The 21,174-nt window shown below is 60.6% G+C and carries 20 protein-coding genes and 1 pseudogene; 14 read left to right on the plus strand and 7 right to left on the minus strand.

Annotation, left to right across the window (positions count from 1 at the left end; translation table 11 throughout):
• Positions 1-4 precede the first annotated feature (4 nt).
• On the minus strand, positions 5-403 hold the full coding sequence (locus tag ACIQWS_RS00375; protein ID WP_346307215.1) for a DUF1801 domain-containing protein: 399 nt from the start codon (positions 401-403) through the stop codon (positions 5-7).
• Positions 404-519: 116 nt separating this feature from the next.
• Between ACIQWS_RS00375 and ACIQWS_RS00380 the strand changes: the two genes are divergently transcribed.
• Positions 520-684 (plus strand): hypothetical protein, encoded by a 165-nt coding sequence (locus ACIQWS_RS00380; RefSeq protein WP_223612295.1) that lies wholly within the window; start codon positions 520-522, stop codon positions 682-684.
• 187 nt (positions 685-871) lie between these two features.
• Here ACIQWS_RS00380 and ACIQWS_RS00385 read toward each other — a convergent pair whose 3' ends face one another.
• Positions 872-1,204, minus strand: a complete 333-nt coding sequence (locus tag ACIQWS_RS00385; protein ID WP_403169154.1) for a helix-turn-helix domain-containing protein — start codon at positions 1,202-1,204, stop codon at positions 872-874.
• Positions 1,205-1,283: 79 nt separating this feature from the next.
• Here ACIQWS_RS00385 and ACIQWS_RS00390 point away from each other — a divergent pair, with 79 nt between their 5' ends.
• Positions 1,284-1,559 carry a hypothetical protein gene (locus ACIQWS_RS00390; RefSeq protein WP_403169157.1) on the plus strand — a complete coding sequence of 92 codons (276 nt, stop codon included), beginning with the start codon at positions 1,284-1,286 and terminating at the stop codon, positions 1,557-1,559.
• Positions 1,560-1,723: 164 nt separating this feature from the next.
• On the opposite strand, the gene ACIQWS_RS00395 is transcribed toward ACIQWS_RS00390, so the two are convergent.
• Positions 1,724-2,200 carry a hypothetical protein gene (locus tag ACIQWS_RS00395; protein WP_403169158.1) on the minus strand — a complete coding sequence of 159 codons (477 nt, stop codon included), beginning with the start codon at positions 2,198-2,200 and terminating at the stop codon, positions 1,724-1,726.
• 573 nt (positions 2,201-2,773) lie between these two features.
• Here ACIQWS_RS00395 and ACIQWS_RS00400 point away from each other — a divergent pair.
• From ACIQWS_RS00400 to ACIQWS_RS00445, 10 genes and pseudogenes are all read left to right on the plus strand, one after another.
• Positions 2,774-3,046 (plus strand): annotated as a pseudogene (locus ACIQWS_RS00400) (SelT/SelW/SelH family protein); the annotation flags it as partial.
• A 104-nt stretch (positions 3,047-3,150) separates the two neighbouring features.
• Entirely contained in the window at positions 3,151-4,107 is a 957-nt protein-coding gene (locus tag ACIQWS_RS00405; RefSeq protein ID WP_403169160.1) for a sugar-binding transcriptional regulator, read from the plus strand.
• Positions 4,108-4,241: 134 nt separating this feature from the next.
• The gene (locus ACIQWS_RS00410; RefSeq protein ID WP_223612290.1) at positions 4,242-5,552 is read left to right on the plus strand and encodes a sugar ABC transporter substrate-binding protein; all 1,311 of its coding nucleotides are present in this window, start codon (positions 4,242-4,244) and stop codon (positions 5,550-5,552) included.
• A gap of 101 nt (positions 5,553-5,653) precedes the next feature.
• Positions 5,654-6,526: a carbohydrate ABC transporter permease gene (locus ACIQWS_RS00415; RefSeq protein ID WP_223612289.1), complete on the plus strand. Its 873-nt coding sequence runs from the start codon at positions 5,654-5,656 to the stop codon at positions 6,524-6,526.
• A 274-nt stretch (positions 6,527-6,800) separates the two neighbouring features.
• On the plus strand, positions 6,801-7,631 hold the full coding sequence (locus tag ACIQWS_RS00420; protein WP_105738106.1) for a carbohydrate ABC transporter permease: 831 nt from the start codon (positions 6,801-6,803) through the stop codon (positions 7,629-7,631).
• Between the two features lie 42 nt (positions 7,632-7,673).
• Entirely contained in the window at positions 7,674-8,672 is a 999-nt protein-coding gene (locus ACIQWS_RS00425) for an ABC transporter ATP-binding protein (protein ID WP_403169165.1), read from the plus strand.
• 1 nt (position 8,673) lies between these two features.
• Entirely contained in the window at positions 8,674-9,450 is a 777-nt protein-coding gene (locus tag ACIQWS_RS00430; protein ID WP_403169168.1) for an L-iditol 2-dehydrogenase, read from the plus strand.
• A gap of 75 nt (positions 9,451-9,525) precedes the next feature.
• Positions 9,526-11,004, plus strand: a complete 1,479-nt coding sequence (locus tag ACIQWS_RS00435) for a mannitol dehydrogenase family protein (protein ID WP_403169170.1) — start codon at positions 9,526-9,528, stop codon at positions 11,002-11,004.
• A gap of 4 nt (positions 11,005-11,008) precedes the next feature.
• On the plus strand, positions 11,009-11,695 hold the full coding sequence (locus ACIQWS_RS00440; RefSeq protein WP_346305962.1) for an HAD family hydrolase: 687 nt from the start codon (positions 11,009-11,011) through the stop codon (positions 11,693-11,695).
• A 34-nt stretch (positions 11,696-11,729) separates the two neighbouring features.
• A complete protein-coding gene (locus tag ACIQWS_RS00445) occupies positions 11,730-13,313 on the plus strand; it encodes an FGGY-family carbohydrate kinase (RefSeq protein ID WP_403169174.1) in 1,584 nt (527 codons plus the stop codon).
• 16 nt (positions 13,314-13,329) lie between these two features.
• Here the strand turns inward: ACIQWS_RS00445 and polA are convergent, their stop codons facing one another.
• Together polA and ACIQWS_RS00455 are read right to left on the minus strand one after the other, a co-directional pair.
• Positions 13,330-16,314: a DNA polymerase I gene (gene polA, locus ACIQWS_RS00450; RefSeq protein WP_403169177.1), complete on the minus strand. Its 2,985-nt coding sequence runs from the start codon at positions 16,312-16,314 to the stop codon at positions 13,330-13,332.
• Positions 16,315-16,374: 60 nt separating this feature from the next.
• On the minus strand, positions 16,375-16,980 hold the full coding sequence (locus tag ACIQWS_RS00455) for a YdeI family protein (RefSeq protein WP_403169180.1): 606 nt from the start codon (positions 16,978-16,980) through the stop codon (positions 16,375-16,377).
• A 377-nt stretch (positions 16,981-17,357) separates the two neighbouring features.
• Between ACIQWS_RS00455 and ACIQWS_RS00460 the strand changes: the two genes are divergently transcribed.
• Together ACIQWS_RS00460 and ACIQWS_RS00465 are read left to right on the plus strand one after the other, a co-directional pair.
• A complete protein-coding gene (locus ACIQWS_RS00460; RefSeq protein WP_403169182.1) occupies positions 17,358-18,746 on the plus strand; it encodes a M20/M25/M40 family metallo-hydrolase in 1,389 nt (462 codons plus the stop codon).
• A gap of 14 nt (positions 18,747-18,760) precedes the next feature.
• Positions 18,761-19,378, plus strand: coding sequence for a ribonuclease D (locus ACIQWS_RS00465; RefSeq protein WP_223612280.1), 618 nt, complete (start codon positions 18,761-18,763; stop codon positions 19,376-19,378).
• Positions 19,379-19,395: 17 nt separating this feature from the next.
• On the opposite strand, the gene ACIQWS_RS00470 is transcribed toward ACIQWS_RS00465, so the two are convergent.
• Together ACIQWS_RS00470 and ACIQWS_RS00475 are read right to left on the minus strand one after the other, a co-directional pair.
• Positions 19,396-20,523, minus strand: a complete 1,128-nt coding sequence (locus ACIQWS_RS00470) for an acyltransferase family protein (protein ID WP_403169184.1) — start codon at positions 20,521-20,523, stop codon at positions 19,396-19,398.
• Between the two features lie 365 nt (positions 20,524-20,888).
• On the minus strand, positions 20,889-21,086 hold the full coding sequence (locus tag ACIQWS_RS00475; RefSeq protein WP_403169186.1) for a hypothetical protein: 198 nt from the start codon (positions 21,084-21,086) through the stop codon (positions 20,889-20,891).
• Positions 21,087-21,174 lie beyond the last annotated feature (88 nt).

The raw sequence follows: 21,174 nt of genomic DNA on the forward strand, positions 1-21,174 counted from the left end.
CTGATTATGTGCGCGATTTGGCGGTGTTCAGCGCGACGGCAGCGCGGATGAGCGCCTTGAAGGCCTCCTCGTCGATGACATCGCCCTCGTGCAGATCGATGGCGCGCCGGGCATTGCCCTCAAGGCTGGAGTTGAACAGCTTTGCCGGGTCGGCGAGTGCCGCGCCCTTGAGAAAGGTCAGCTTCACCGCGCTCTTGTAGGTCTCGCCGGTGCAGATGATGCCGGCATGCTCCCAGACCGGCACCCCGCGCCACTTCACCTCTTCCACCACCTCGGGGTCGGCCTGCCGGATGAGCGCGCGCACATGCGCCAGCATCGCGCCGCGCCAGTCGCTGAGTTCTTTGATCCGCGCATCGATCAGCGCGGACGGGTTTTCGGTTCTGGTTGCTGCTGTTTTGTCCATCGTCTTGGCGTTTCCCTTTTATGTCGACATACCACCCATGCGCATATTGCACTGCACAATCCGGGCGTGTGGATTTATCTTTGGGGTAACATTACATCGACACGGGTTACACACCAATGAGCTTCATCTTCGATTTCACCGCGCGCGGACGCCGCCGCAAGGACCAGGATTTCCGCAACGCCATGGCGCTCCTCAACGCCATGAGCCCGGCCGACCGCGCCGATATCGGCATCAAGCAGGCGGATTTCACCCGCATCGCCCGGGAAATGTCCCGCCGCTGATTTTGTTTTGCGGCGGTCGCAGTTGCAATAAGCGTGGTTCTCGGTGCGTGGTTCGACAAGCTCACCATGAGGGAAGTGGGTGGACTGCAAAGCTAATCTTAGACGCTGCAGAATATAGCTCCCTGCAATCCTCACCCTCCCTCATGGTGAGCTTGTCGAACCACGCACCGCCAACACTGCAATGGACTCAGCCCCCGCCCGCATGGCGCTTGCTCGCCAGTGCCTCGACCATGATCGCCACGGTTTCCAGGTCATCCGGCGACAGCACCCCGATGGCCGCACGGATGCGCTGCTGCGCAATCGGCTCGGCCTCGGTCTCGTCTCCGAACGACAGCAATCTGTCCGGCGTCGTCTGCAGCACTTTTGCAATACGCACGACTGTCGCCAGATCAGGCTCGCGCCTGCCGGTGACGTAATTGCTGTACCGCTTCTCGCTTAAGCCAGCGCGCCGCGCCACATCCGCCTGATGAATGCCAAGCTCTTTGGTTCGCAGGCGTAGATTCGATGCAAATGATTCCATAAGAACAATTTGTTCTGGCAAAAACCACAGGTCGATCTACAATGTGACGATTTAATATCGTCTGTATGTGGACATTACCATGTATTTTTCCAATTGTTTTGAATGGGTCATTTTCATCATCTGTCTTTCCCCGATCTGGGGCACGCTGCTCTTCCATGCATGGGAAGCATCGATCAAGCCGCGGCTGGTTCCGAGGGATGAAATCACTGACATGGCCGACGCACTTGTCGCCAGGCATGGCGCGTTTGCCGGGTATCAGGCCTGGATCGAGGAGGACCATGCGTGGCGGCGCGGCGACATGGTGCGGCAGGGCGTCTGGCGCCGTGTGCGGCGGGAATTGCGGCGGCGGGGATGACACACCTAACGCTTGCATAGCCATTGTGCGTGGTTCGACAGGCTCACCATGAGGGATGTGGTTTGGTTGCAATGCCAATCGGCAGCGTTGCAGGACGTACTCCCTGCAACCCTCACCCTCCCTCATGGTGAGCCTGTCGAACCACGCACGATAGGATTGCAGCATCACACTCTGGTAAACCGCATCATCCAGTTGGTTTCCCAGGTTTCGCCGCCATCGCGGGAAAACGCCTGTTCCCAGCATGGGGTGTGCTGGCAGGGTTCCCAGAGAAACCGCACGCGCACCGGCCTGCCGTCGTCGGTGTCGTCGCCGTAGAACAGGCCCTCGTCCTGGTCGAACCGGCCGATAACCGGCGCAAACAGGCGGTTGCTCCGGCTGTCCGCCCAGTGCAGTGACCACGAGCCGTCGCGCGGGTTGAACAGGCGCAGCGTGATCCCGGCAAAGCCCTTGGCCGGAATGTCCATCTCTTCCAGATTGGCCGTGTCCTGCAGCAGCTTGCGCACGCGCGACGTGGCGGGAAATTCATCCCAGTCGTCGCAACCGGCAAAACGCTGTTTCAGCCGCAGATTGCGGATCGTCCAGTCGCCGATGAGAAAATCGAAATCCGCCGCGCTGCCGGTCGTCTGTTCCATGCCGTCCATGATGCCCTCCCTCGCGCCTGTCTTCCGGGCGCGCGGTATAGCGCAGGGCTGCTGACAACCTTCTGTCAGGAGCAACCGTTGCCACACCCGCTTTTGCGTCTGGCCATTGAAAGAGGAGAATGACGGGCGGTCCTTGGAACGCGGGTCTAGGGGTAGTCCGTATGCAATGCTTGCGATCCAAGGACCACCCGCCCCGGCGTTTTCAGGTTTTGCCCGATGTTTCACCATTGGGCCAAACCTCCCCGGCCGCACAGGTTTTCCTCCCTGCAGGGCCGAAGCGCCGATCCTTTCCCGACTTTCGAAAGTTTCCGGAAGCATTCCCGCCGGAAAGGACGAGGAGAAGAATAAGCGCGGATGGGAGAACGTGGATAAGTTGGCGTGATTTTTTCTGAGGAGGAATGGATTGCATGTCTATTGTGCGTGGTTCGACAGGCTCACCATGAGGGAATCCAGTGCTCTGCAAAATGCAGCCTCCCTCATGGTGAGCCTGTCGAACCACGCACCACCACCGTTGCGATTGAACATTCAACACAACAGCTTACATCCCGATGCGGAAATGCTAAGAAGCTCGGCATGACAACGAAACCGCGCATCACCATCCTTTACTGCACCCAATGCAGCTGGCTCCTCCGCTCCGCCTGGATGGCGCAGGAACTGCTGTCCACCTTTGGCGCCGATCTCGGCGAGGTCGCCCTGATCCCCGGTACCGGCGGCGTGTTCGAAATCCGCGTCGGGGGCGATCTGATCTGGGAGCGCAAGCGCGATGGCGGTTTCCCCGAAGCCAAGGTGCTCAAGCAGAAGGTGCGCGACATCGTCTGGCCCGAGCGCGATCTCGGCCATTCCGACGGGCACAAGACCGCTATCGCCGGCGAGGCGCTTAAGGACGGGGCAGACAATGGGGTCCCCGCCAGCAACGAGCGGAGCGAGGCGCTTAAGGGCGGGGCAGGCAGTTGAGTAAGCCCGAGATTACCACATCAAGGCTGGACGATGCGGCGCGGGCCGGCTGGCTCTATTACGTCGCCGGCAACACGCAGGATGAGATCGCGGCCAAGCTCGGTATTTCGCGCCAGTCGGCGCAGCGCATGGTGTCGCTGGCCGTGTCGGAAGGGTTGGTCAAGGTGCGCCTCGATCATCCCATCGCCCATTGCCTCGACCTTGCGGCGCAGCTGAAAAAGCGCTTCGACCTCAAGATGGTGGAAGTGGTGCCGACCGATCCGGGCTCGACCTCGACCACGCTCGGTGTGGCCGATGCGGCGGCGGATGAAATGACCCGGTGGCTGAAATCCGAGGCGCCGATCGTCCTCGGCATCGGTACGGGCCGCACGCTGAAGGCCGCCATCGAACGGCTGTCACCCATTGAATGTCCCCAGCATAAGGTCGTATCGCTGACCGGCAATATTTCGCCGGATGGTTCAGCCGCGTATTACAACGTCATTTTCAATATCGCCGACAAGATCAAGGCGCGCTCCTTCCCCATGCCGCTGCCTGTTATCGCCTCCTCGCCGGAGGAGCGCGAGCTGCTGCACGCGCAGGCGATGATCCGCCCGGTGCTGGAATTGTCGGCGCAGGCCAATGTCGCCTTTCTCGGCATCGGCGACCTTGAGGATGATGCGCCGCTCTTCGTCGACGGCTTCATTTCGCGCGATGAACTCCTGGCTTTGCGCCGGGCCGGAGCGGTGTGCGAGATCCTCGGGCGGGCGTTCGACCGCAATGGCATGCCCATCGAGGGCCTCACCAATGACCGCGTGGCCAGTGCGCACATCCCCTCGCGCGAGACGGCGACGGTGATCGCCATCGCCATGGGCGCCAAGAAGCTGCCTGGTATTGTCGCCGCGATTAAGGGCAGTCTTATCAATGGCTTGATCACGGACGAACAGACCGCCGAAGCACTCCTCCGTCCCGTCTGATTTCCACCGTTTTGCTGGAAGCGAAGGTTTGATGCTGCAGCGCAGCATCGATTGCCTCTTGACTTGTTTCGGGATTGTGTGAGTATTTGCCCATAAGACAAGCAATTGCTCATAACATTCACGGGAGGAATGAGATGTTAACGAGAACGCTTCTGCTCGGCGCTGCGTCAGTTCTGGCCATGGCGAGTTTCGCCAATGCCGAAACGCTGACCATTGCCACGGTCAACAATGGCGACATGGTTCGCATGCAGAAATTGACCGACGACTTCACCAAGAAAAATCCCGACATCAAGCTGGAATGGGTCACGCTCGAAGAAAACGTGCTGCGCCAGCGTGTCACCACCGATATCGCCACCAAGGGCGGCCAGTACGACATCATGACCATCGGCACCTATGAAGTGCCGATCTGGGCCAAGCAGGGCTGGCTCCTGCCGCTCGACGGCCTTGCCAAGGATTACAGCAAGGACGATCTGCTGCCGGCGATCCGCGATGCGGTTTCGGTTGATGGCAAGCTCTATGCCTCGCCATTCTACGGCGAAAGCGCCATGGTCATGTACCGCAAGGACCTGGCTGAAAAGGCCGGTGTGACCATTCCGGAAAAGCCGACCTGGGACCAGATCGCCGAAGCGGCGAAGAAGATGACCGACAAATCAACCGAGACCTACGGCATCTGCCTGCGCGGCAAGGCCGGCTGGGGCGAGAACATGGCGCTGCTGACGGCAACCGCCAATTCGTTCGGCGCGCGCTGGTTCGATGAAAAGTGGCATCCGCAGTTCGACCAGCCGGAATGGAAGCATGCGCTGAAGTTCTATGTCGATCTGATGAAGGAAGCCGGACCTCCCGGTGCATCCTCCAACGGCTTCAATGAAAACCTCGCGCTGTTCCAGACCGGCAAGTGCGGCATCTGGATCGATGCGACGGTTGCCGCGTCCTTCGTGACCAACCCGAAGGAATCCAAGGTTGCCGACAAGGTGGGCTATGCGCTCTTCCCGACCGGCGGCGTTGAAAACCACGGCAACTGGCTGTGGGCCTGGAACCTCGGCGTTCCCGCCGGCACCAAGAAGGCGGAAGCCGCGCAGAAGTTCATCTCCTGGGCGACCGACAAGGCCTATACGGAACTCGTTGCATCCAAGGAAGGCTGGGCCAACGTGCCTCCGGGCACGCGCACCTCGCTCTATGCCAATGCCGAGTACCAGAAGGCCGCGCCCTTCGCCAAGATCACGCTCGATGCGATGACCGCCGCGAACACCAGCAAGCCGACCATCAAGCCGGTGCCCTATACGGGCGGCCAGTTCGTCGCCATCCCTGAATTCCAGGGCATCGGCACCGCCGTGGGCCAGCAGTTCTCCGCTGCGCTCGCCGGTTCGATGAGTGTCGATCAGGCCCTGCAGGGCGCCCAGGCGCTGACCACCCGCGAGATGACAAAGGGCGGCTACATCAAGTAGAATCCTCCTGGCTCCGGACGGCTTCCGACGCGAATGTCGGAGGCCGCCCGGGCCTCCTTTTGCATTATCGTTTTTGATAATTATTGTATCGGAACCTGACCATGGCTACGCTTCAGACACGTGCAACGGCCCGTATCATGATGTCGCCCGCCGTCATCCTGCTCTTCGTGTGGATGATCGTGCCGCTTGTCATGACACTCTACTTCTCGTTCCTGCGCTACAACTTGCTGATGCCGGGGACCGAGGAATATATCGGCTTTCTCAATTATCAGTATTTTCTGACCGATCCCGCCTTCTTCACCGCGCTTGCCAATACGCTCATTCTCGTCGGCGGGACGCTGCTCATCACCGTCATCGGCGGCATTCTTCTGGCGCTGGTGCTGGATCAGCCGTTCTTCGGCCAGGGCATCGTGCGGCTCCTGGTCATCGCGCCGTTCTTCGTCATGCCGACAGTATCGGCGCTGGTGTGGAAGAACATGCTGATGCATCCGGTCAACGGCCTCTTCGCCTGGATTGCCCGCCTGTTCGGCTTCCAGCCGATCGACTGGTTCGCGCAGATGCCGCTGTTTTCGATCATCCTCATTGTCGCCTGGCAATGGCTGCCCTTCGCCACGCTCATTCTTTTGACGGCCCTGCAATCGCTGGACGGCGAGCAGAAGGAAGCCGCCGAAATGGACGGCGCCGGGGCGATCTCGCGCTTCATCTATCTGGTGCTGCCGCATCTGTCGCGGGCGATCACCGTGGTCATCCTGATCCAGACGATCTTCCTGCTCAGCGTCTTCGCCGAAATTCTGGTGACGACCAATGGCGGGCCGGGCATCCAGACGACCAACATCACCTATCTCATCTACATGCAGGCATTGCTGCAGTTCGACGTGGGCGGCGCATCCGCCGGCGGTATCGTCGCGGTGGTCCTTGCCAATATCGTCGCCTTCTTCCTCATTCGCCTCATCGGCAAGAACCTGGAGAGGTAAGAGCCCTTTCTGACCATATTGACCTATTCTGACGGAGGCATGTTGTGACAAGATCAAGCAAAAACAAGAAGTCCCGCACTCTTCGTGCGGGCGAGTGGTTTTGCGCCGGGATTGGCGCAACAGGCCCCGTCCCTTCGGGTTTCCGTCTGGCGGACACCCGCATTGTCAGGCGGCTTCGTCCGATGAACCACATCGGCCTCGCCACCTTCCGCGCGGATTGTCTCGCCAGACGAGAAACAGAATACGGCCAATATGGCCAGAAAGGGCTCTAATCATGGCCCGCGCAACCACGACACGCAGCAAAGTCATCTTCACCGTTATCGGCTGGACCATCGGTTTCCTGATTTTCTTTCCGATCCTGTGGACGTTCCTGACCAGCTTCAAATCGGAAGGAGCCGCGGTGGCAACGCCGCCGCAGTTCCTGTTCTTTGACTGGACCCTGGAAAACTACCGCGAGGTGCAGAGCCGCTCCGACTACTTCAAGCATTTCACCAATTCCGTGGTGATTTCGGTGGGCTCCACCCTGATCGGCCTGGCGCTGGCCATTCCCGCCGCCTGGGCCATGGCCTTCTCGCCGACCAAGCGCACCAAGGACATCCTGATGTGGATGCTCTCCACCAAGATGATGCCGGCGGTCGGCGTGCTGGTGCCGCTCTATCTGATTTTCCGTGACTGGGGCCTGCTCGACACGCGTCTCGGCCTTGTCGCCGTCCTGACCATGATCAACCTGCCGATCATCGTCTGGATGCTCTATACCTACTTCAAGGAAATCCCCGGCGAGATTCTCGAAGCGGCCCGCATGGATGGCGCATCGCTGATGAAGGAGATCGTCTATGTGCTGACGCCCATGGCCGTCCCCGGCATCGCCTCGACCATGCTGCTCAACATCATCCTGGCATGGAACGAGGCCTTCTGGACACTGAACCTGACCGCCGCCAACGCCGCGCCGCTCACCGCCTTTATCGCATCCTACTCAAGTCCCGAGGGCTTGTTCTGGGCCAAACTCTCCGCCGCATCCACCATGGCCATTGCCCCCATCCTGATCATGGGCTGGTTCTCGCAAAAGCAGCTGGTGCGCGGCCTGACCTTCGGCGCAGTGAAATAGGTTTCAGCCTTTGGCGCAGCCAAAAGAGATGGGAAGAATATTATGGGAAGCATTACACTCGAAAAAGTATCCAAGTCATTTGGAACCACCTCGGTCATTCCGCACATCGATCTTGAAATCAACGATGGCGAATTCGTTGTCTTTGTCGGCCCGTCCGGCTGCGGCAAGTCCACGCTGCTTCGCATGATCGCTGGTCTCGAGGACCTGAGCGGCGGGCGCATCATCATCGACGGCAAGGACATGTCGAGCGAGGCGCCGGCCAAGCGCGGCCTGTCCATGGTCTTCCAGTCCTATGCGCTCTACCCGCATATGACCGTCTACGGCAACATCGCCTTTCCCCTGAAAATGGACGGGCAGGAAAAATCCGTGATCGACAAGAAGGTCAAGGACGCCGCGCATATCCTCAACCTCACCAACTATCTCGAACGCCGTCCAGGCCAGCTTTCCGGCGGCCAGCGCCAGCGCGTTGCCATTGGCCGGGCGATCGTGCGCCAGCCGAAGGCGTTCCTCTTCGACGAGCCGCTGTCCAACCTGGATGCAGCGCTGCGCGGCAACATGCGGCTGGAGATCAGCGACCTGCACCATCAGCTGAAGACGACGATGATCTACGTCACCCACGATCAGGTGGAGGCCATGACCATGGCTGACAAGATCGTGGTGCTGAATGCCGGGCGCATCGAGCAGGTGGGGTCGCCCATGGAACTTTACCGCAGCCCGAAGAACGTGTTTGTCGCCGGGTTCATCGGCTCGCCGCGCATGAACCTCATCGAAGGTGCGGAAGCCGCCAAGCACAATGCGACGACCCTTGGCGTCCGCCCGGAACATATCCGCATTTCCGCAACGGAAGGTGCCTGGACGGGCAAGGTTGGCGTGACCGAACATCTCGGTTCCGACACCTTTATCCATACCCAGATCGACGGCATCGGTCAGGTGACCGTGCGCACCGACGGGGACTTTGACACGAGACATGGCCAGCCGATTTTCCTCACGCCGGATCCGGCTCGGCTGCATCGATTTGGCGCGGACGGACAGGTGATTTGACATGAGCAGACTGGCAGGCAAGACGGCATTCATTACAGGATCGGCACGCGGCATCGGCCGGGCCTTTGCGGAGGCCTATCTCAGGGAAGGCGCCGCCCATGTGGTGATTGCCGATATCGATCTGGCGCGCGCGCAGCAGACCGCGACGGAACTTGGCAAGGGCGCGCATGCGGTCAAGCTGGATGTGACGGACCAGGGTTCCATCGATGCCGCCGTCAAGGAGACCGTCGACCTGTTCGGTGGCATCGATATCCTCGTCAACAATGCGGCGCTGTTCGATATGTCGCCGACTGTCGAGATTACCCGCGCCAGCTATGAAAAACTGTTCGCCGTGAATTTTTCCGGCACGCTGTTCACGTTGCAGGCCGTGGCCAAAACCATGATCGCACGCGGCAAGGGCGGCAAGATCATCAATATGGCCAGCCAGGCCGGTCGCCGGGGTGAAGCGCTGGTCGCCATCTACTGCGCCACCAAGGCCGCCGTCATCAGCCTGACCCAGTCCACCGGACAGGATCTGATCAAGCACAGGATCAACGTCAATGCGATTGCACCAGGTGTTGTCGATGGCGAGCACTGGGCCGGGGTCGACGCGCTCTTTGCCAAATATGAAAACCGGCCGCTCGGCGAGAAGAAGCGTCTGGTCGGCGAGGCGGTCCCCTATGGCCGCATGGGCACAGCGGAAGACCTGACCGGCATGGCGGTTTTCCTCGCCAGCAGCGACAGCGATTATGTGGTGGCGCAGACATACAATGTCGATGGCGGCAACTGGATGAGCTGAGCGAAAGCCCGGCTCCTGCTGCGCCCTGAAAACGGGCGCAGACGCAGCTTCATTTGAAAAAAGGGGTTAGGCCCGATGACTGTTAAACTTTCCAAAAGCGCGCTGTCGCAGCTTCCAGCCAACGTCGCTGTTCCCGGCTACAGGCAGGCCGATCTGAAGGCCGGCATCATCCATTTCGGTATCGGCAATTTCCATCGCGCCCATCAGGCCGTCTATCTCGACGATCTTTTCAACGCCGGCAGCGATCATGACTGGGCGATTGTCGGCGCCGGGGTTCTGGCATCGGACGAAACCATGCGGCAGAAACTGCGGGAACAGGACTGGCTGACCACGGTGGTCGAACAGGACAGCGGTCATCGCACCGCGCGCGTGACCGCATCGATGATCGACTACCTGAAACCGGGTGAGACCGAAAATACCATCGCGCGGCTTGCCGATCCGAAAATCCGCATCGTGTCGCTGACCATCACCGAAGGCGGTTATTTCATCGATCCGGCCTCCGGCGTGTTCAACCCGCAGCATCCGGCGATCGTGGCCGACGCCGCCAATATCGGCGATCCCAGGACGGTGTTCGGTCTCATCCTCGCCGGGCTGATGCGCCGCCGCGCCGAGGGCACGGCGCCTTTCACGGTGATGTCCTGCGACAACATTCCCGGCAACGGGCATGTCACCAGCGATGCTGTCAGCGGTCTTGCGGCGCTTGTCGATGCGGATCTGGCCAAATGGGTGAAGGACAATGTCGCCTTCCCCAACAGCATGGTCGACCGCATCACCCCGGCAACCTCCGACCGCGAGCGCGGCATGCTTGCCAGCGATTTCGGCGTCGAGGACAATTGGCCGGTGTTCTGCGAACCGTTCAAGCAGTGGGTGCTTGAGGATCATTTCCCGACCGGCCGCCCGGCACTGGAAAAGGTCGGCGTCACCTTCGTGAGGGATGTTGCGCCGTATGAGCTGATGAAAATCCGCATCCTCAATGGCGGCCACGCGACCATTGCCTATCCCGCAGCGCTCATGGACATTCACTTCGTGCACGAAGCCATGGAGGAACCGCTGATCCGTGGCTTCCTCGGCAAGCTCGAACGGGAAGAGATCATTCCCGTTCTCCCGCCGGTGCCCGGCATCACCTTCGAGGAATATTATGACCTGATCGATCGGCGTTTCTCCAACCCGAAGATCGGCGATACGATCCAGCGCCTGTGCCAGGACGGGTCCAACCGCCAGCCCAAATTCATCCTGCCGACCACGGCGGACCGCTTGAAGGCGGGCAAAAGCATCACCGGTCTGTCGCTGGTTTCCGCGCTCTGGTGCCGGTTCTGCGAGGGAACGACCGATAGCGGTAAGCCGACGAATTATCTTGACGCCAACGCCGAGCGGTTGAAGGTGGAAGCGGTGAAGGCCAGGAGCGATCCCAGGGCATTTCTGGCGATGAGCGATATTTTCGGCGATGTCGGTACGTCGCCCATCTTCGCCCAATCCTTCTCGCGAATCTTGAAAACCCTTTGGGACAAGGGTACGCGCGAGACCCTGACGCTTTATCTCGCAGACAAGCTCTGACGCCATGACCAAGCCCGCTCTTGTCATTTTCGATTGCGATGGTGTCCTCGTCGACAGCGAGCCGATCTCCATTGCTGTCCTGCTCGAGATGATTTCCCGGAGCGGCACGACGCTGTCCGAGGAAGAGGCCTACGAGATGTTTCTCGGGCGCAGCATGGCGACGATCAGCAAAATCCTGCATGAGGATTACGGCTTTGCCGCCAGCGCCGCCGACCTGGAGGATATGCGCGCCAATCTCTACGCACGGTTCCGTGCCGATCTGAAACCGATCCCCGGCATAGCCGAGACGCTCAATGCGCTCGATCTGCCACGTTGTGTTGCCTCGTCGAGCCAGCCCGACCGGATTCGCCTGTCGCTCAAGCTGACAGGCCTGCTCGATCTGCTGGAGCCGAATATTTTCAGCGCCACCATGGTCAAGCACGGCAAGCCGGCGCCGGACCTGTTCCTGCATGCGGCGCAGGTCATGAACACGCCGCCAGAAGACTGCGTGGTCATCGAAGACAGTCCTGCGGGCATTGAAGCCGCCAAACGGGCGGGCATGCGCGTCTTCGCCTTCACCGGCGGCACCCATGCGCGCGGCGGCCGGCTGGAAGCAGCGCTTGCGTCTCTCGAGCCAGACCTTATATTCGGCGACATGCTGGAATTGCCCGGCCTGTTGTCATCACTACAGGCCCGAACAAACGTTCATTAGAGCGTTCCGGTTCACGACAAGCCGGAAGGTTCGAATGCCAGATTTTGTATGTGCTGTGGATGTGGGAACGGGAAGCGCCCGGGCGGGTATTCTTGATATCAAGGGCAATCTGTTGGGGCGGGTGGAACACCCGATCCTGATGAACCGCCCGCTGCCTGACCATGCCGAACATGATTCGGAAGACATCTGGAAGTCGGTCTGCATCGCGGTGCAGGGCGCGGTGGCGGCGTCCAAGGTCGATCCGTCCGATATCACCGGCATCAGTTTCGACGCCACCTGCTCGCTGGTTGTGCGCGACAGGGATGGCAAGCCGCTGACTGTCTCGACAGGCGGTGACAACCGCTGGGACACGATCGTCTGGCTGGATCACCGGGCGCTCGACGAATCGGATGAATGCACGGCAACGGGCCACGACGTCCTCAAATATCTCGGCGGGGTCATGTCGCCGGAAATGCAGACGCCAAAGCTGATGTGGCTCAAGCGGCATCTGCCCAACTCCTGGGACAAAGCCGGCTATTTTTTCGACCTTGCCGATTTCCTCAGCTGGAAGGCGTCGGGATCGCTGGCACGGTCGCAATGCACGATCACCTGCAAATGGACCTATCTGGCCCATAAGGAACCGGGCTGGCAGAGCGATTATCTCGAAGAGGTCGGCATCGGCGACATGGTCGAGCGCGGCAGCCTGCCGGAGCGGGCAAGCCCGGTGGGGACCGATGTCGGGCCATTGACGCCGGAGGCTGCCAAGGCGCTGGGCCTTACCACGCGCTGCCATGTGGGCGCGGGGCTGATCGATGCCTATGCCGGGGCACTCGGTGTGCTTGGCGGCTTCGCCGGCGATCTCTCGCAGATCGACCGGCATCTGGCTTTGATTGCCGGAACCTCCAGCTGCCTGATGGCGCTGTCGCAGGAGCCGATTTCGTTCAACGGCGTCTGGGGACCCTATTACGGCGCGGCTTTGCCGGATTGCTGGCTGAGCGAGGGCGGACAGTCGGTTTCCGGCGCGCTTCTCGATCACATCATCCGCTGGCACGGGGCTGCGGGCGAACCCAACGCCGCCCTGCACAAGAAGATCACCGACCGCGTCATGGAACTGCGGGAAAAGGAGGGGCTCGATCTGGCCGGCCGCCTGCATGTCCTGCCGGACTTTCATGGCAACCGCTCGCCGCTGGCTGACCCGCATGCGGTGGGCGTCATCAGCGGCCTGACGCTGGACGCCTCCTTTGACAGCCTGTGCCGCCTCTACTGGCGCACCTCCGTCGGCATTGCCCTTGGCGTGCGGCATGTCCTCGATGCGCTGAACGAGCGCGGCTACGCCATCGACACCATGCATGTCACGGGCGGGCACACCAAGAACCCGCTGCTGATGGAACTCTATGCCGATGCGACGGGCTGTACCGTCATGACGTCGGCTGCCGAAGATGCCGTGCTTCTCGGCACGGCGATGGTCGCGGCAACGGCGGCCGGGCTTTACCCGGATCTGCCCGCCGCCTGCATGGCGATGAAACAGGGCGGGCGCCCGCGCCAGCCCGAACCGAAGGCGCGCCAGCGCTTTGACCGGGATTACCGCATTTTCCTCGAAATGCATGCCCAGCGTAAAGTGCTGGATTCCATGCAATAGGCCCCAGCTTCCGGTTCTAGTGCGCTTCGTCCCAATTGTGTGCGGCGCGCGCGTCCACCTGCAGCGGTACGGACAGGGAAATCGCTGGCATGGCGGCATTGACCATGATGTCGCGAATGATCGGAATGGTCGCGTCGACTTCGCTTTCGGCGGTTTCAAAGATCAGTTCGTCGTGCACCTGCAACAGCATGCGGGCCGAAAGCTTTGCCTCGTTGAGCGCCGGTTCCATGCGCACCATGGCGCGGCGGATGATGTCGGCGGCCGAACCCTGGATCGGCGCATTGATCGAGGCACGCTCGTTGAAGGCGCGAACCTGCGGATTGGAGGAGCGGATTTCCGGATAATGCGCCCGGCGCCCGAAGATGGTTTCGACATAACCGTTCTGCCGGGCAAAGGCCTTGGTCGCCTCCATATAGTCCTTGATGCCGGGGAAGCGCTCGAAATAGGTGCGGATATATTGCCCGGCTTCTTCGCGCGGAATCGACAGCTGGTTGGCAAGGCCAAACGCGGAAATGCCATAGATGATGCCGAAGTTGATCGCCTTGGCGCGGCGGCGCACTTCGGAGGGCATGTCCTTGACGGGAACGCCGAACATTTCCGATGCGGTCATCGCATGAATGTCGATGCCATCGGCGAAGGCCTGGGTGAGCTGGGGAATCTCGGCGACATGCGCCAGGACCCGCAGCTCGATCTGGCTGTAGTCGGCGGAAATCAGCTTGTTGCCCGGCGCGGCGATGAAGGCCGTGCGGATCTTGCGGCCCTCAGCTGTGCGCACCGGTATGTTCTGCAGGTTCGGCTCCGACGAGGACAGCCGCCCCGTCGAGGTCGCGGCCATGGCATAGGACGTATGCACCCGCTTGGTATCGGGATGGATATAGCCGGGCAGGGCGTCCGTATAGGTGGATTTGAGCTTGGTCAGCTGGCGCCAGTCGACGATCTTGCGCGGCAGTTCATGCCCTTCCGCCGCAAGGTCTTCCAGCACCTGTGCCGACGTCGACCACTGCCCGGTCTTGGTCTTCGAACCGCCGGGAAGGCTCATCTTGCCGAACAGGATGTCGCCCAGCTGTTTGGGTGAGCCGATGTTGAGCTTTTCCCCGGCAAGCTGGTAAATCTCGTGCTCGATGGCGGCTGCCGCCTGCGCCAGATCGCCGGAAAGCCGCGACAGGATTTGCCGGTCGACGGAAATGCCGCGCTCTTCCATCCGCGCCAGCACGGCAACGAGCGGGCGCTCCAGCCGTTCATAGACCGAGACAAGCCCATCCTCGACCAGACGCGGCTTCAGCAGGCGCCACAGGCGCAGGGTGACATCCGCATCTTCGGCGGCATAGGCGGTGGCGCGGTCGATATCGACCATGTCGAATGTAACCGATGACTTACCGCTGCCGGCCACATCCTTGTAGGCGATGGGCGTGTGGCCCAGCCAGCGCTCGGACAGTGCGTCCATGCCATGGGTGCCTTCGCCCGCATCGAGCACGTAGGAGATCAGCATCGTATCGTCGAAGGGATGCGGATCGATGCCGTAGCGGTGCATGACCAGCCAGTCATACTTCATGTTGTGCGCGATCTTGAGCACCGAACGGTCCTCGAGCAGCGGCTTCAATACGCGCAAGGCATCGTCGAGCGGAATCTGTCCTTCGACGGTGCCGCCGCCGAGGAGATCGCCATTGCCCGACTTGTGGTTGAGCGGGACATAGGCGGCGTGCCCCGGCCGGATGGCGAGGGAGAAGCCGACCAGCTCGGTCTGCATCGGATCGAGCGAGGTGGTTTCCGTGTCGAACGCCACCAGTCCGGCTTCCGTTGCCTCGTCTATCCAGAGTTGCAGCGTGGCAAGATCGCGGATGCAGGTATAGGCTGTTGTGTCGATCTTCGAAGCCAGCGCTTCGTCACCGCGCGCCTTGATCAGGTCGGCGGGCAGCATGACGCCGGTCTCCGATTTGTCCTGTGGCTTCTCGGTCGTTGAAGCGGGAGCAGTTCCGTCAGGGATTTCAACGTCCGGTCCGTGCGCCTCGGCGACAGTGTCCACCGCGACCTCAGATGGTTCGACGGCGGCGGCATCGATGCCCGTCGCTTCGGCGGCACGCCGGGTGAGGGAGGTGAACTCCATGGCCTTGAGGAAGGCGACCAGCTTCGGTCCATCCTGTGGCTCAAGTCCGAATTCATCAAGCCCGACATCGATGGGTGTATCGGTCTTCAATGTCACAAGCTGGCGTGAGATAAGCGCCTGTTCGCTGAACGCAATGATGTTTTCGCGGCGTTTCTGCTGCTTGATTTCACCGGCGCGGGACAGCAGCGTATCGAGATCGCCGAACTCTTCCAGAAGCTGCGCAGCGGTCTTCGGCCCGATGCCGGGAATGCCGGGAACATTGTCGGTGGAATCGCCGGTCAATGCCTGCAGATCGATCATCTTTTCCGGCGGCACGCCCCATTTCTCGACGACGTCGGGAATGCCGATCTGCTTGTCCTTCATGCTGTCATACATTGACACCAGCGGGGTGACGAGCTGCATCAGGTCCTTGTCGGAGGAGATGATGGTGACTTCCGCGCCGGCGGCTTCCGCCATCCGCGCATAGGTGGCGATCAGATCGTCCGCCTCGTAGCCTTCCTTTTCGATACAGGGAAGGTTGAAGGCCTTGGTGGCCTGGCGGATCAGGCCGAACTGCGGAATGAGGTCCTCCGGCGGGGCCGAACGGTTTGCCTTGTATTCCGGATAGATTTCCTTGCGGAAGGTGTTCGACGAATAGTCGAAAATGACGGCGAAATGCGTCGGCGTCACCCCGACCGAGGTGTCCCTGGCTTCTCGCAGCAGCTTCCACAGCATGTTGCAGAAACCCGACACGGCGCCCACCGGCAGGCCATCCGATTTGCGGGTGAGGGGCGGCAGCGCATGATAGGCCCGGAAGATATAGCCGGAGCCGTCGACGAGAAAGAGATGATCACCTTTTTTCATGGTGCCTACGATTAAATGATCATCCCGCAAAAGGAAATGATCTGTCTTTCCCATGCACCGAAAGATCGCGGGATAGCCGACTCCTCCTGACAAAATCCGCGGGGCCGCCGCAGCTTATCGGGAGGGTTTGGCCTTCTGCGGATGGATGGTTTCGCCGCGCTCCAGCATGGCAACGAATTTTTCGATGCGCTGCAGGCGTGTCTCGGGTTTCTTGGCATCGTTGACACGGTAGATGATGGCGTAGCGGTTCGCGCTGCTCAATGTCCCGAACATCTGCTTCGCCTCGGCATTCGCGTCGAGGGCTGCCTGCAGGTCGTCGGGTATCGTGGCGTTGCCTTGCGAAAGATACGCCTTGTCCCAGCGTCCATCGGCCTTGGCGCGTTCGATTTCCGCAAGACCGGAGGGGGTGATGCGACCCTGTTCGATCAGCGCGAGGGCGCGCTTGCGATTGATGTCGGACCAGCGGCTCGCAGCCTTGCGCGGCGTGAAGCGGATGAGCCAGTGGTCTTCATCGAATGCATCAATCTGGCCGTCGATCCAGCCGTGGCAGAGTGCGCCATCGATCGCATCCTGTTTGGACAGGCTTTTGATCCGCGCGGTCTTCTTGGAAAATTTGAGCCATGCGCCCGGCGATGCCGCATGATTGGCTGCCAGCCACGCCTCCCAGTCTGCGCCTGCCGGAAAGAACAGGACCGGCAATTCTGTCGTTGCTTTCGTCATGGAATTCGCCTCCGCTCACGACAGCTTTATGCCGGATCAGACGGGCCTTGAACATATCACTTATGCATCACGCGTTTGTTACAAAGATGTAATGTTCCGTGCCCTTGAATTGCCATGGTTTGAGGCCCAAATCCTAGCTGTCGACGATAGATCGATGTCCGGGATTTAAGGCTCGTCCCCCGCCTGCCCCGGACTTGCGGTGACCTCATCCCCCCTCTCCGGGTCGCCGCATCTGAGTGTAGTGATCTGGTCGCCTGTGGTCCCCCCGCCACGGCGGCCATTTCTTTTCCGGCTCCACTTTTTTCTGCCGCTTTCCCGAAAATGGGCTAAGAAGAACTCCCTTCACGAATCCCGGTCCAACAAATTCAGGAATTACCATGTCAGCGCTTGAACCTGTCTTGAACGCCCTTGATGCCAATCTGGATAAAAGTCTGGAGCGGCTGTTCGAACTGTTGAAGATCAAGTCCATCTCGACCGATCCGGCATTCAAGGCCGAATGCCGCAAGGCTGCCGAGTGGCTGGTCGCCGATCTGAAGACCATCGGTTTCGACGCCAGCGTGCGCGACACGCCGGGGCATCCGATGGTTGTGGCGCATCATGAAGGGCCAAGCGCCGATTCACCTCATGTCCTTTTCTACGGTCACTATGACGTGCAGCCGGTAGATCCGCTCGAACTGTGGGAAAACGATCCCTTTGCCCCTGCCATCAAGGATATGGGCGATGGCCGCAAGATTCTGACCGGCCGCGGCACGGCCGATGACAAGGGCCAGCTGATGACCTTCGTCGAAGCCTGCCGCGCCTACAAGCAAGTGCATGGCAAGCTGCCGGTCAAGATTTCCATCCTGTTTGAGGGAGAAGAAGAGTCGGGATCGCCGTCGCTGAAGCCTTTCCTCAATGCCTGCAAGGACGAGCTCAAGGCCGACTTCGCCCTCGTGTGCGACACCGGCATGTGGGACAGGCAGACCCCGGCGATTTCCGTCGGCCTGCGCGGGCTGGTCGGTGAGGAAATCGTCATCAAGGCCGCCGATCGCGACCTGCACTCCGGTTCCTTCGGCGGTGCGGCGGCAAACCCGATTCACATTCTCACGAAGATTCTCGCCGACCTGCACGACGAAACCGGTGCCGTGACCATTCCCGGCTTCTACGACGGTGTCGAGGAAACCCCAACGCAGATCCTGCAGACCTGGAACGGACTCGGCTGCACGCCGGAAAACTTCCTCGGCCCCATCGGACTTTCCATTCCCTCGGGTGAAAAAGGCCGTTCCATCCTGGAACTGGTCTGGGCGCGCCCGACCGCCGAGATCAACGGCGTGATCGGCGGCTATACCGGCCAGGGCTTCAAGACCGTCATCGCCGCGCAGGCATCGGCCAAAGTGTCGTTCCGCCTCGTGCACAAGCAGAACCCCGCCAAGATCCGCGAAGCCTTCCGCGCCTTTGTGCGCGCGCGCGTCCCTGCCGACTGCTCGGTGGAGTTCCATGAGCATGGCGGCTCGCCTGCGATCCAGCTGTCCTATGACTCGCCGCTGCTGGCCAAGGCCAAGACGGCCCTGAGCGATGAATGGCCGAAGCCCGCCGTGCTGATCGCCATGGGCGGATCGATCCCGATTGTCGGTGACTTCCAGAACATGCTGGGCATGGAATCGCTGCTCGTCGGCTTCGGGCTTGAGGACGACCGCATCCATTCCCCCAACGAAAAATACGAGCTGAATTCCTTCCACAAGGGCCAGCGTTCCTGGGCACGCATTCTTGACGTGCTGACGAAATAAACCGGAGAGATTTGATGACCATCCGCTTTCACCGCAATGATCTGCCCGACCTTGCAAACTATCAGGTCAATGCCGTTGCCATTGATACGGAGACGCTGGGGCTGAACCCCCATCGCGACCGGCTGTGTGTTGTGCAGATTTCACCCGGTGACGGCTCGGCTGATGTCATCCAGATCGACAAGGGGCAGACATCTGCCCCCAATCTGGTGAAACTTCTTGGTGATGCCGCCATCACCAAGATTTTCCATTTCGGCCGGTTTGATCTTGCCGTGCTCTATCACGCCTTCGGTGTGATGCCGCAGCCGGTCTTCTGCACCAAGATCGCCTCGCGCCTGACCCGCACCTACACGGACCGGCATGGCCTGAAGGAGATTTGCAGCGAATTGCTGGATATCAACCTGTCCAAGCAGCAGCAGTCGTCGGATTGGGCGGCGCCGGAACTGTCGCAGGCGCAGCTGGAATATGCGGCATCCGATGTTCTCTACCTGCACCGGCTGAGCGCCATCCTGATCGAGCGCCTGAAGCGTGACGGACGGGCGGAAGAGGCGGCTGCCTGCTTCCAGTTCCTGCCGACGCGGTCCAAGCTCGATCTGATGGGCTGGGACGAACAGGATATTTTCGCCCATAGTTAAACGGAAAACGGCTCCTGCTATTCTGCAGAAGCAAGCGCGCCCCTGCCTTGCGGTGTGGCCGCGCGGTCGATATGCGCCCATTGCGGCCGTTTGAACAGGAACCGGCCATAGCCGGTCCATTGCACCAGCCCATAAAGGATCACCGGCCCCAGGACGCCGCAGACGACGGTCAGGAGCGAAATCGTGCCGATATCCGTGATGACGCCGGATTTGAGCAGGACGGTTCGCGCCACCGCCATGGGCAGGAAGAAGGCCAGGTAGACAACAATGGAATGCGCGCCGAGCCAGCGCAAAGCACGCACAAGCCATTGTGCAAGGGGTGCCGAGCCCAGTCGCGCCAGTAGCGCCGAGACCGAAACAATGGCCAATGCCCCGGCAAAACCGGCAAGCAGCGAGATGATGGGCACATTGCTCCAGCCGCCGAGCCCGCCGGATGTATAGGCCTCCAGCGGTATCCAGGCGGCAAAGGGTTGCGATGCCGGGTGAAACACCAGCCAGCCATTGGCGAGCGCCCAAACGCCGAGGATGGCAAGGGCGGTGAGCGGCCGCTGCCGCAGCCATTGCGCCAGGTCGAAAATGACGGGTGCAAAGGCATAGCCGGCAAAGAAGAAGACATAGCGGCTGCAGAATTCGTCGAGGACCAGCCATCCCGTATGGATGGGGACGGTTTCAAGCGCGGCGGCAATGGCGAGGATGATCCAGACATTGACGGATCTGACGAGGCGCGTGACGACAAAGAACACCGGCAGCAGATAGATGAACCACAGGGTGCCGAAGGGCTGGACGAGGGCAAGGAGATAGGCGCCGACAGCGCCGCCGGGACCGCTGTCGGCGATAATGCCGGGCGCCTTGAACAGGAACTGGATCGTCAGCCACAGCAGGTAGAAATAGGCGAAATGGATGATCTTGCGGTCCGCATAGCGCAGCCACTGCCGATCGATCACCAGTCCGAGGAACAGGCCCGAGATCAGGAAGAAGTCCGGCATGCGGAACGGCTGGGCAAAGGACACTACCGGATGCATCCAGCCGCGGGCGCCGGCGTCTTCCTCGACGCCAAGCACCGAGTGCATCATGACGACAAAGATGATGCAGATACCCTTGGCGATGTCGACCCAATCGACACGTGTTTTTTCGCCCGTGCTCATCGTTGCTTTGTTCCCCCGCGTTTTACTCTCTTTGATACGCGATATTTCAAAACGGGAAGTAAAATTCAGGTGATGCGCGCAGAAATGACTGTCGGATCACGTCTTCGAAGGGCCGATTGTCCCGGAAATACCCGGTTGCTGCATCCGGATACAAAAATGCCGGGCATAAGCCCGGCGAATTGTGAACGCAAATGCGTCCAGAGGGGAACACGCAACGAGCGAAAAATGGGAGGAGAACCGCTCGTTACGCACCACCAAAATATGCCTGCCGCGTTTAATTTTCAAGGGCGCAAGAATAATAATCTTTTCGCGCGCCAAGATTTGACAGAAAACGACAGCGGCGCTGCGGCGGCCTGAACGCGGTTTCAGTTGACGGCGGCACCCGCCGGGGCGGGCGCGCCGGTCGCGTCGAGAGGCTCCTTGCACGTCCCGTGACCGCGCAGCTGGCAGCCACCGAGCCGATATTGTGCTTCGGATTCGGGCGAGGGATTCAGTCTGGCAATGGCACCGCCACCGCAACCGCTGAGGATGATCGCAGCGCAGGCAAGGACCACAAATCGCATTTTCCACTCCATTCCTAACGAGCGGGAAGCTAACTGTCCGGCGCGGAATTCTCAAGCGTGAACCGAACCGTTCGCCTTCACGCATGCT

The organism is Phyllobacterium sp. NPDC097923, from assembly GCF_044760925.1.
GTDB classification, from domain to species: Bacteria; Pseudomonadota; Alphaproteobacteria; order Rhizobiales; family Rhizobiaceae; genus Phyllobacterium; species Phyllobacterium calauticae.

What these genes read in the sequence shown, in the direction of transcription:
- ACIQWS_RS00420 (WP_105738106.1), top strand. Translation starts at nt 6,801, where the DNA reads ATGGCCCGCGCAACCACGACACGCAGCAAAGTCATCTTCACCGTTATC.
- ACIQWS_RS00465 (WP_223612280.1), top strand. Translation starts at nt 18,761, where the DNA reads ATGACCATCCGCTTTCACCGCAATGATCTGCCCGACCTTGCAAACTAT.
- ACIQWS_RS00390 (WP_403169157.1), top strand. Translation starts at nt 1,284, where the DNA reads ATGTATTTTTCCAATTGTTTTGAATGGGTCATTTTCATCATCTGTCTT.
- ACIQWS_RS00470 (WP_403169184.1), bottom strand. Translation starts at nt 20,523, where the DNA reads ATGAGCACGGGCGAAAAAACACGTGTCGATTGGGTCGACATCGCCAAG.
- ACIQWS_RS00415 (WP_223612289.1), top strand. Translation starts at nt 5,654, where the DNA reads ATGGCTACGCTTCAGACACGTGCAACGGCCCGTATCATGATGTCGCCC.
- ACIQWS_RS00375 (WP_346307215.1), bottom strand. Translation starts at nt 403, where the DNA reads ATGGACAAAACAGCAGCAACCAGAACCGAAAACCCGTCCGCGCTGATC.
- ACIQWS_RS00455 (WP_403169180.1), bottom strand. Translation starts at nt 16,980, where the DNA reads ATGACGAAAGCAACGACAGAATTGCCGGTCCTGTTCTTTCCGGCAGGC.
- ACIQWS_RS00440 (WP_346305962.1), top strand. Translation starts at nt 11,009, where the DNA reads ATGACCAAGCCCGCTCTTGTCATTTTCGATTGCGATGGTGTCCTCGTC.
- ACIQWS_RS00425 (WP_403169165.1), top strand. Translation starts at nt 7,674, where the DNA reads ATGGGAAGCATTACACTCGAAAAAGTATCCAAGTCATTTGGAACCACC.
- ACIQWS_RS00430 (WP_403169168.1), top strand. Translation starts at nt 8,674, where the DNA reads ATGAGCAGACTGGCAGGCAAGACGGCATTCATTACAGGATCGGCACGC.
- ACIQWS_RS00445 (WP_403169174.1), top strand. Translation starts at nt 11,730, where the DNA reads ATGCCAGATTTTGTATGTGCTGTGGATGTGGGAACGGGAAGCGCCCGG.
- ACIQWS_RS00435 (WP_403169170.1), top strand. Translation starts at nt 9,526, where the DNA reads ATGACTGTTAAACTTTCCAAAAGCGCGCTGTCGCAGCTTCCAGCCAAC.
- ACIQWS_RS00460 (WP_403169182.1), top strand. Translation starts at nt 17,358, where the DNA reads ATGTCAGCGCTTGAACCTGTCTTGAACGCCCTTGATGCCAATCTGGAT.
- ACIQWS_RS00380 (WP_223612295.1), top strand. Translation starts at nt 520, where the DNA reads ATGAGCTTCATCTTCGATTTCACCGCGCGCGGACGCCGCCGCAAGGAC.
- ACIQWS_RS00475 (WP_403169186.1), bottom strand. Translation starts at nt 21,086, where the DNA reads ATGCGATTTGTGGTCCTTGCCTGCGCTGCGATCATCCTCAGCGGTTGC.
- ACIQWS_RS00410 (WP_223612290.1), top strand. Translation starts at nt 4,242, where the DNA reads ATGTTAACGAGAACGCTTCTGCTCGGCGCTGCGTCAGTTCTGGCCATG.
- ACIQWS_RS00395 (WP_403169158.1), bottom strand. Translation starts at nt 2,200, where the DNA reads ATGGACGGCATGGAACAGACGACCGGCAGCGCGGCGGATTTCGATTTT.
- ACIQWS_RS00385 (WP_403169154.1), bottom strand. Translation starts at nt 1,204, where the DNA reads ATGGAATCATTTGCATCGAATCTACGCCTGCGAACCAAAGAGCTTGGC.
- polA (WP_403169177.1), bottom strand. Translation starts at nt 16,314, where the DNA reads ATGGGAAAGACAGATCATTTCCTTTTGCGGGATGATCATTTAATCGTA.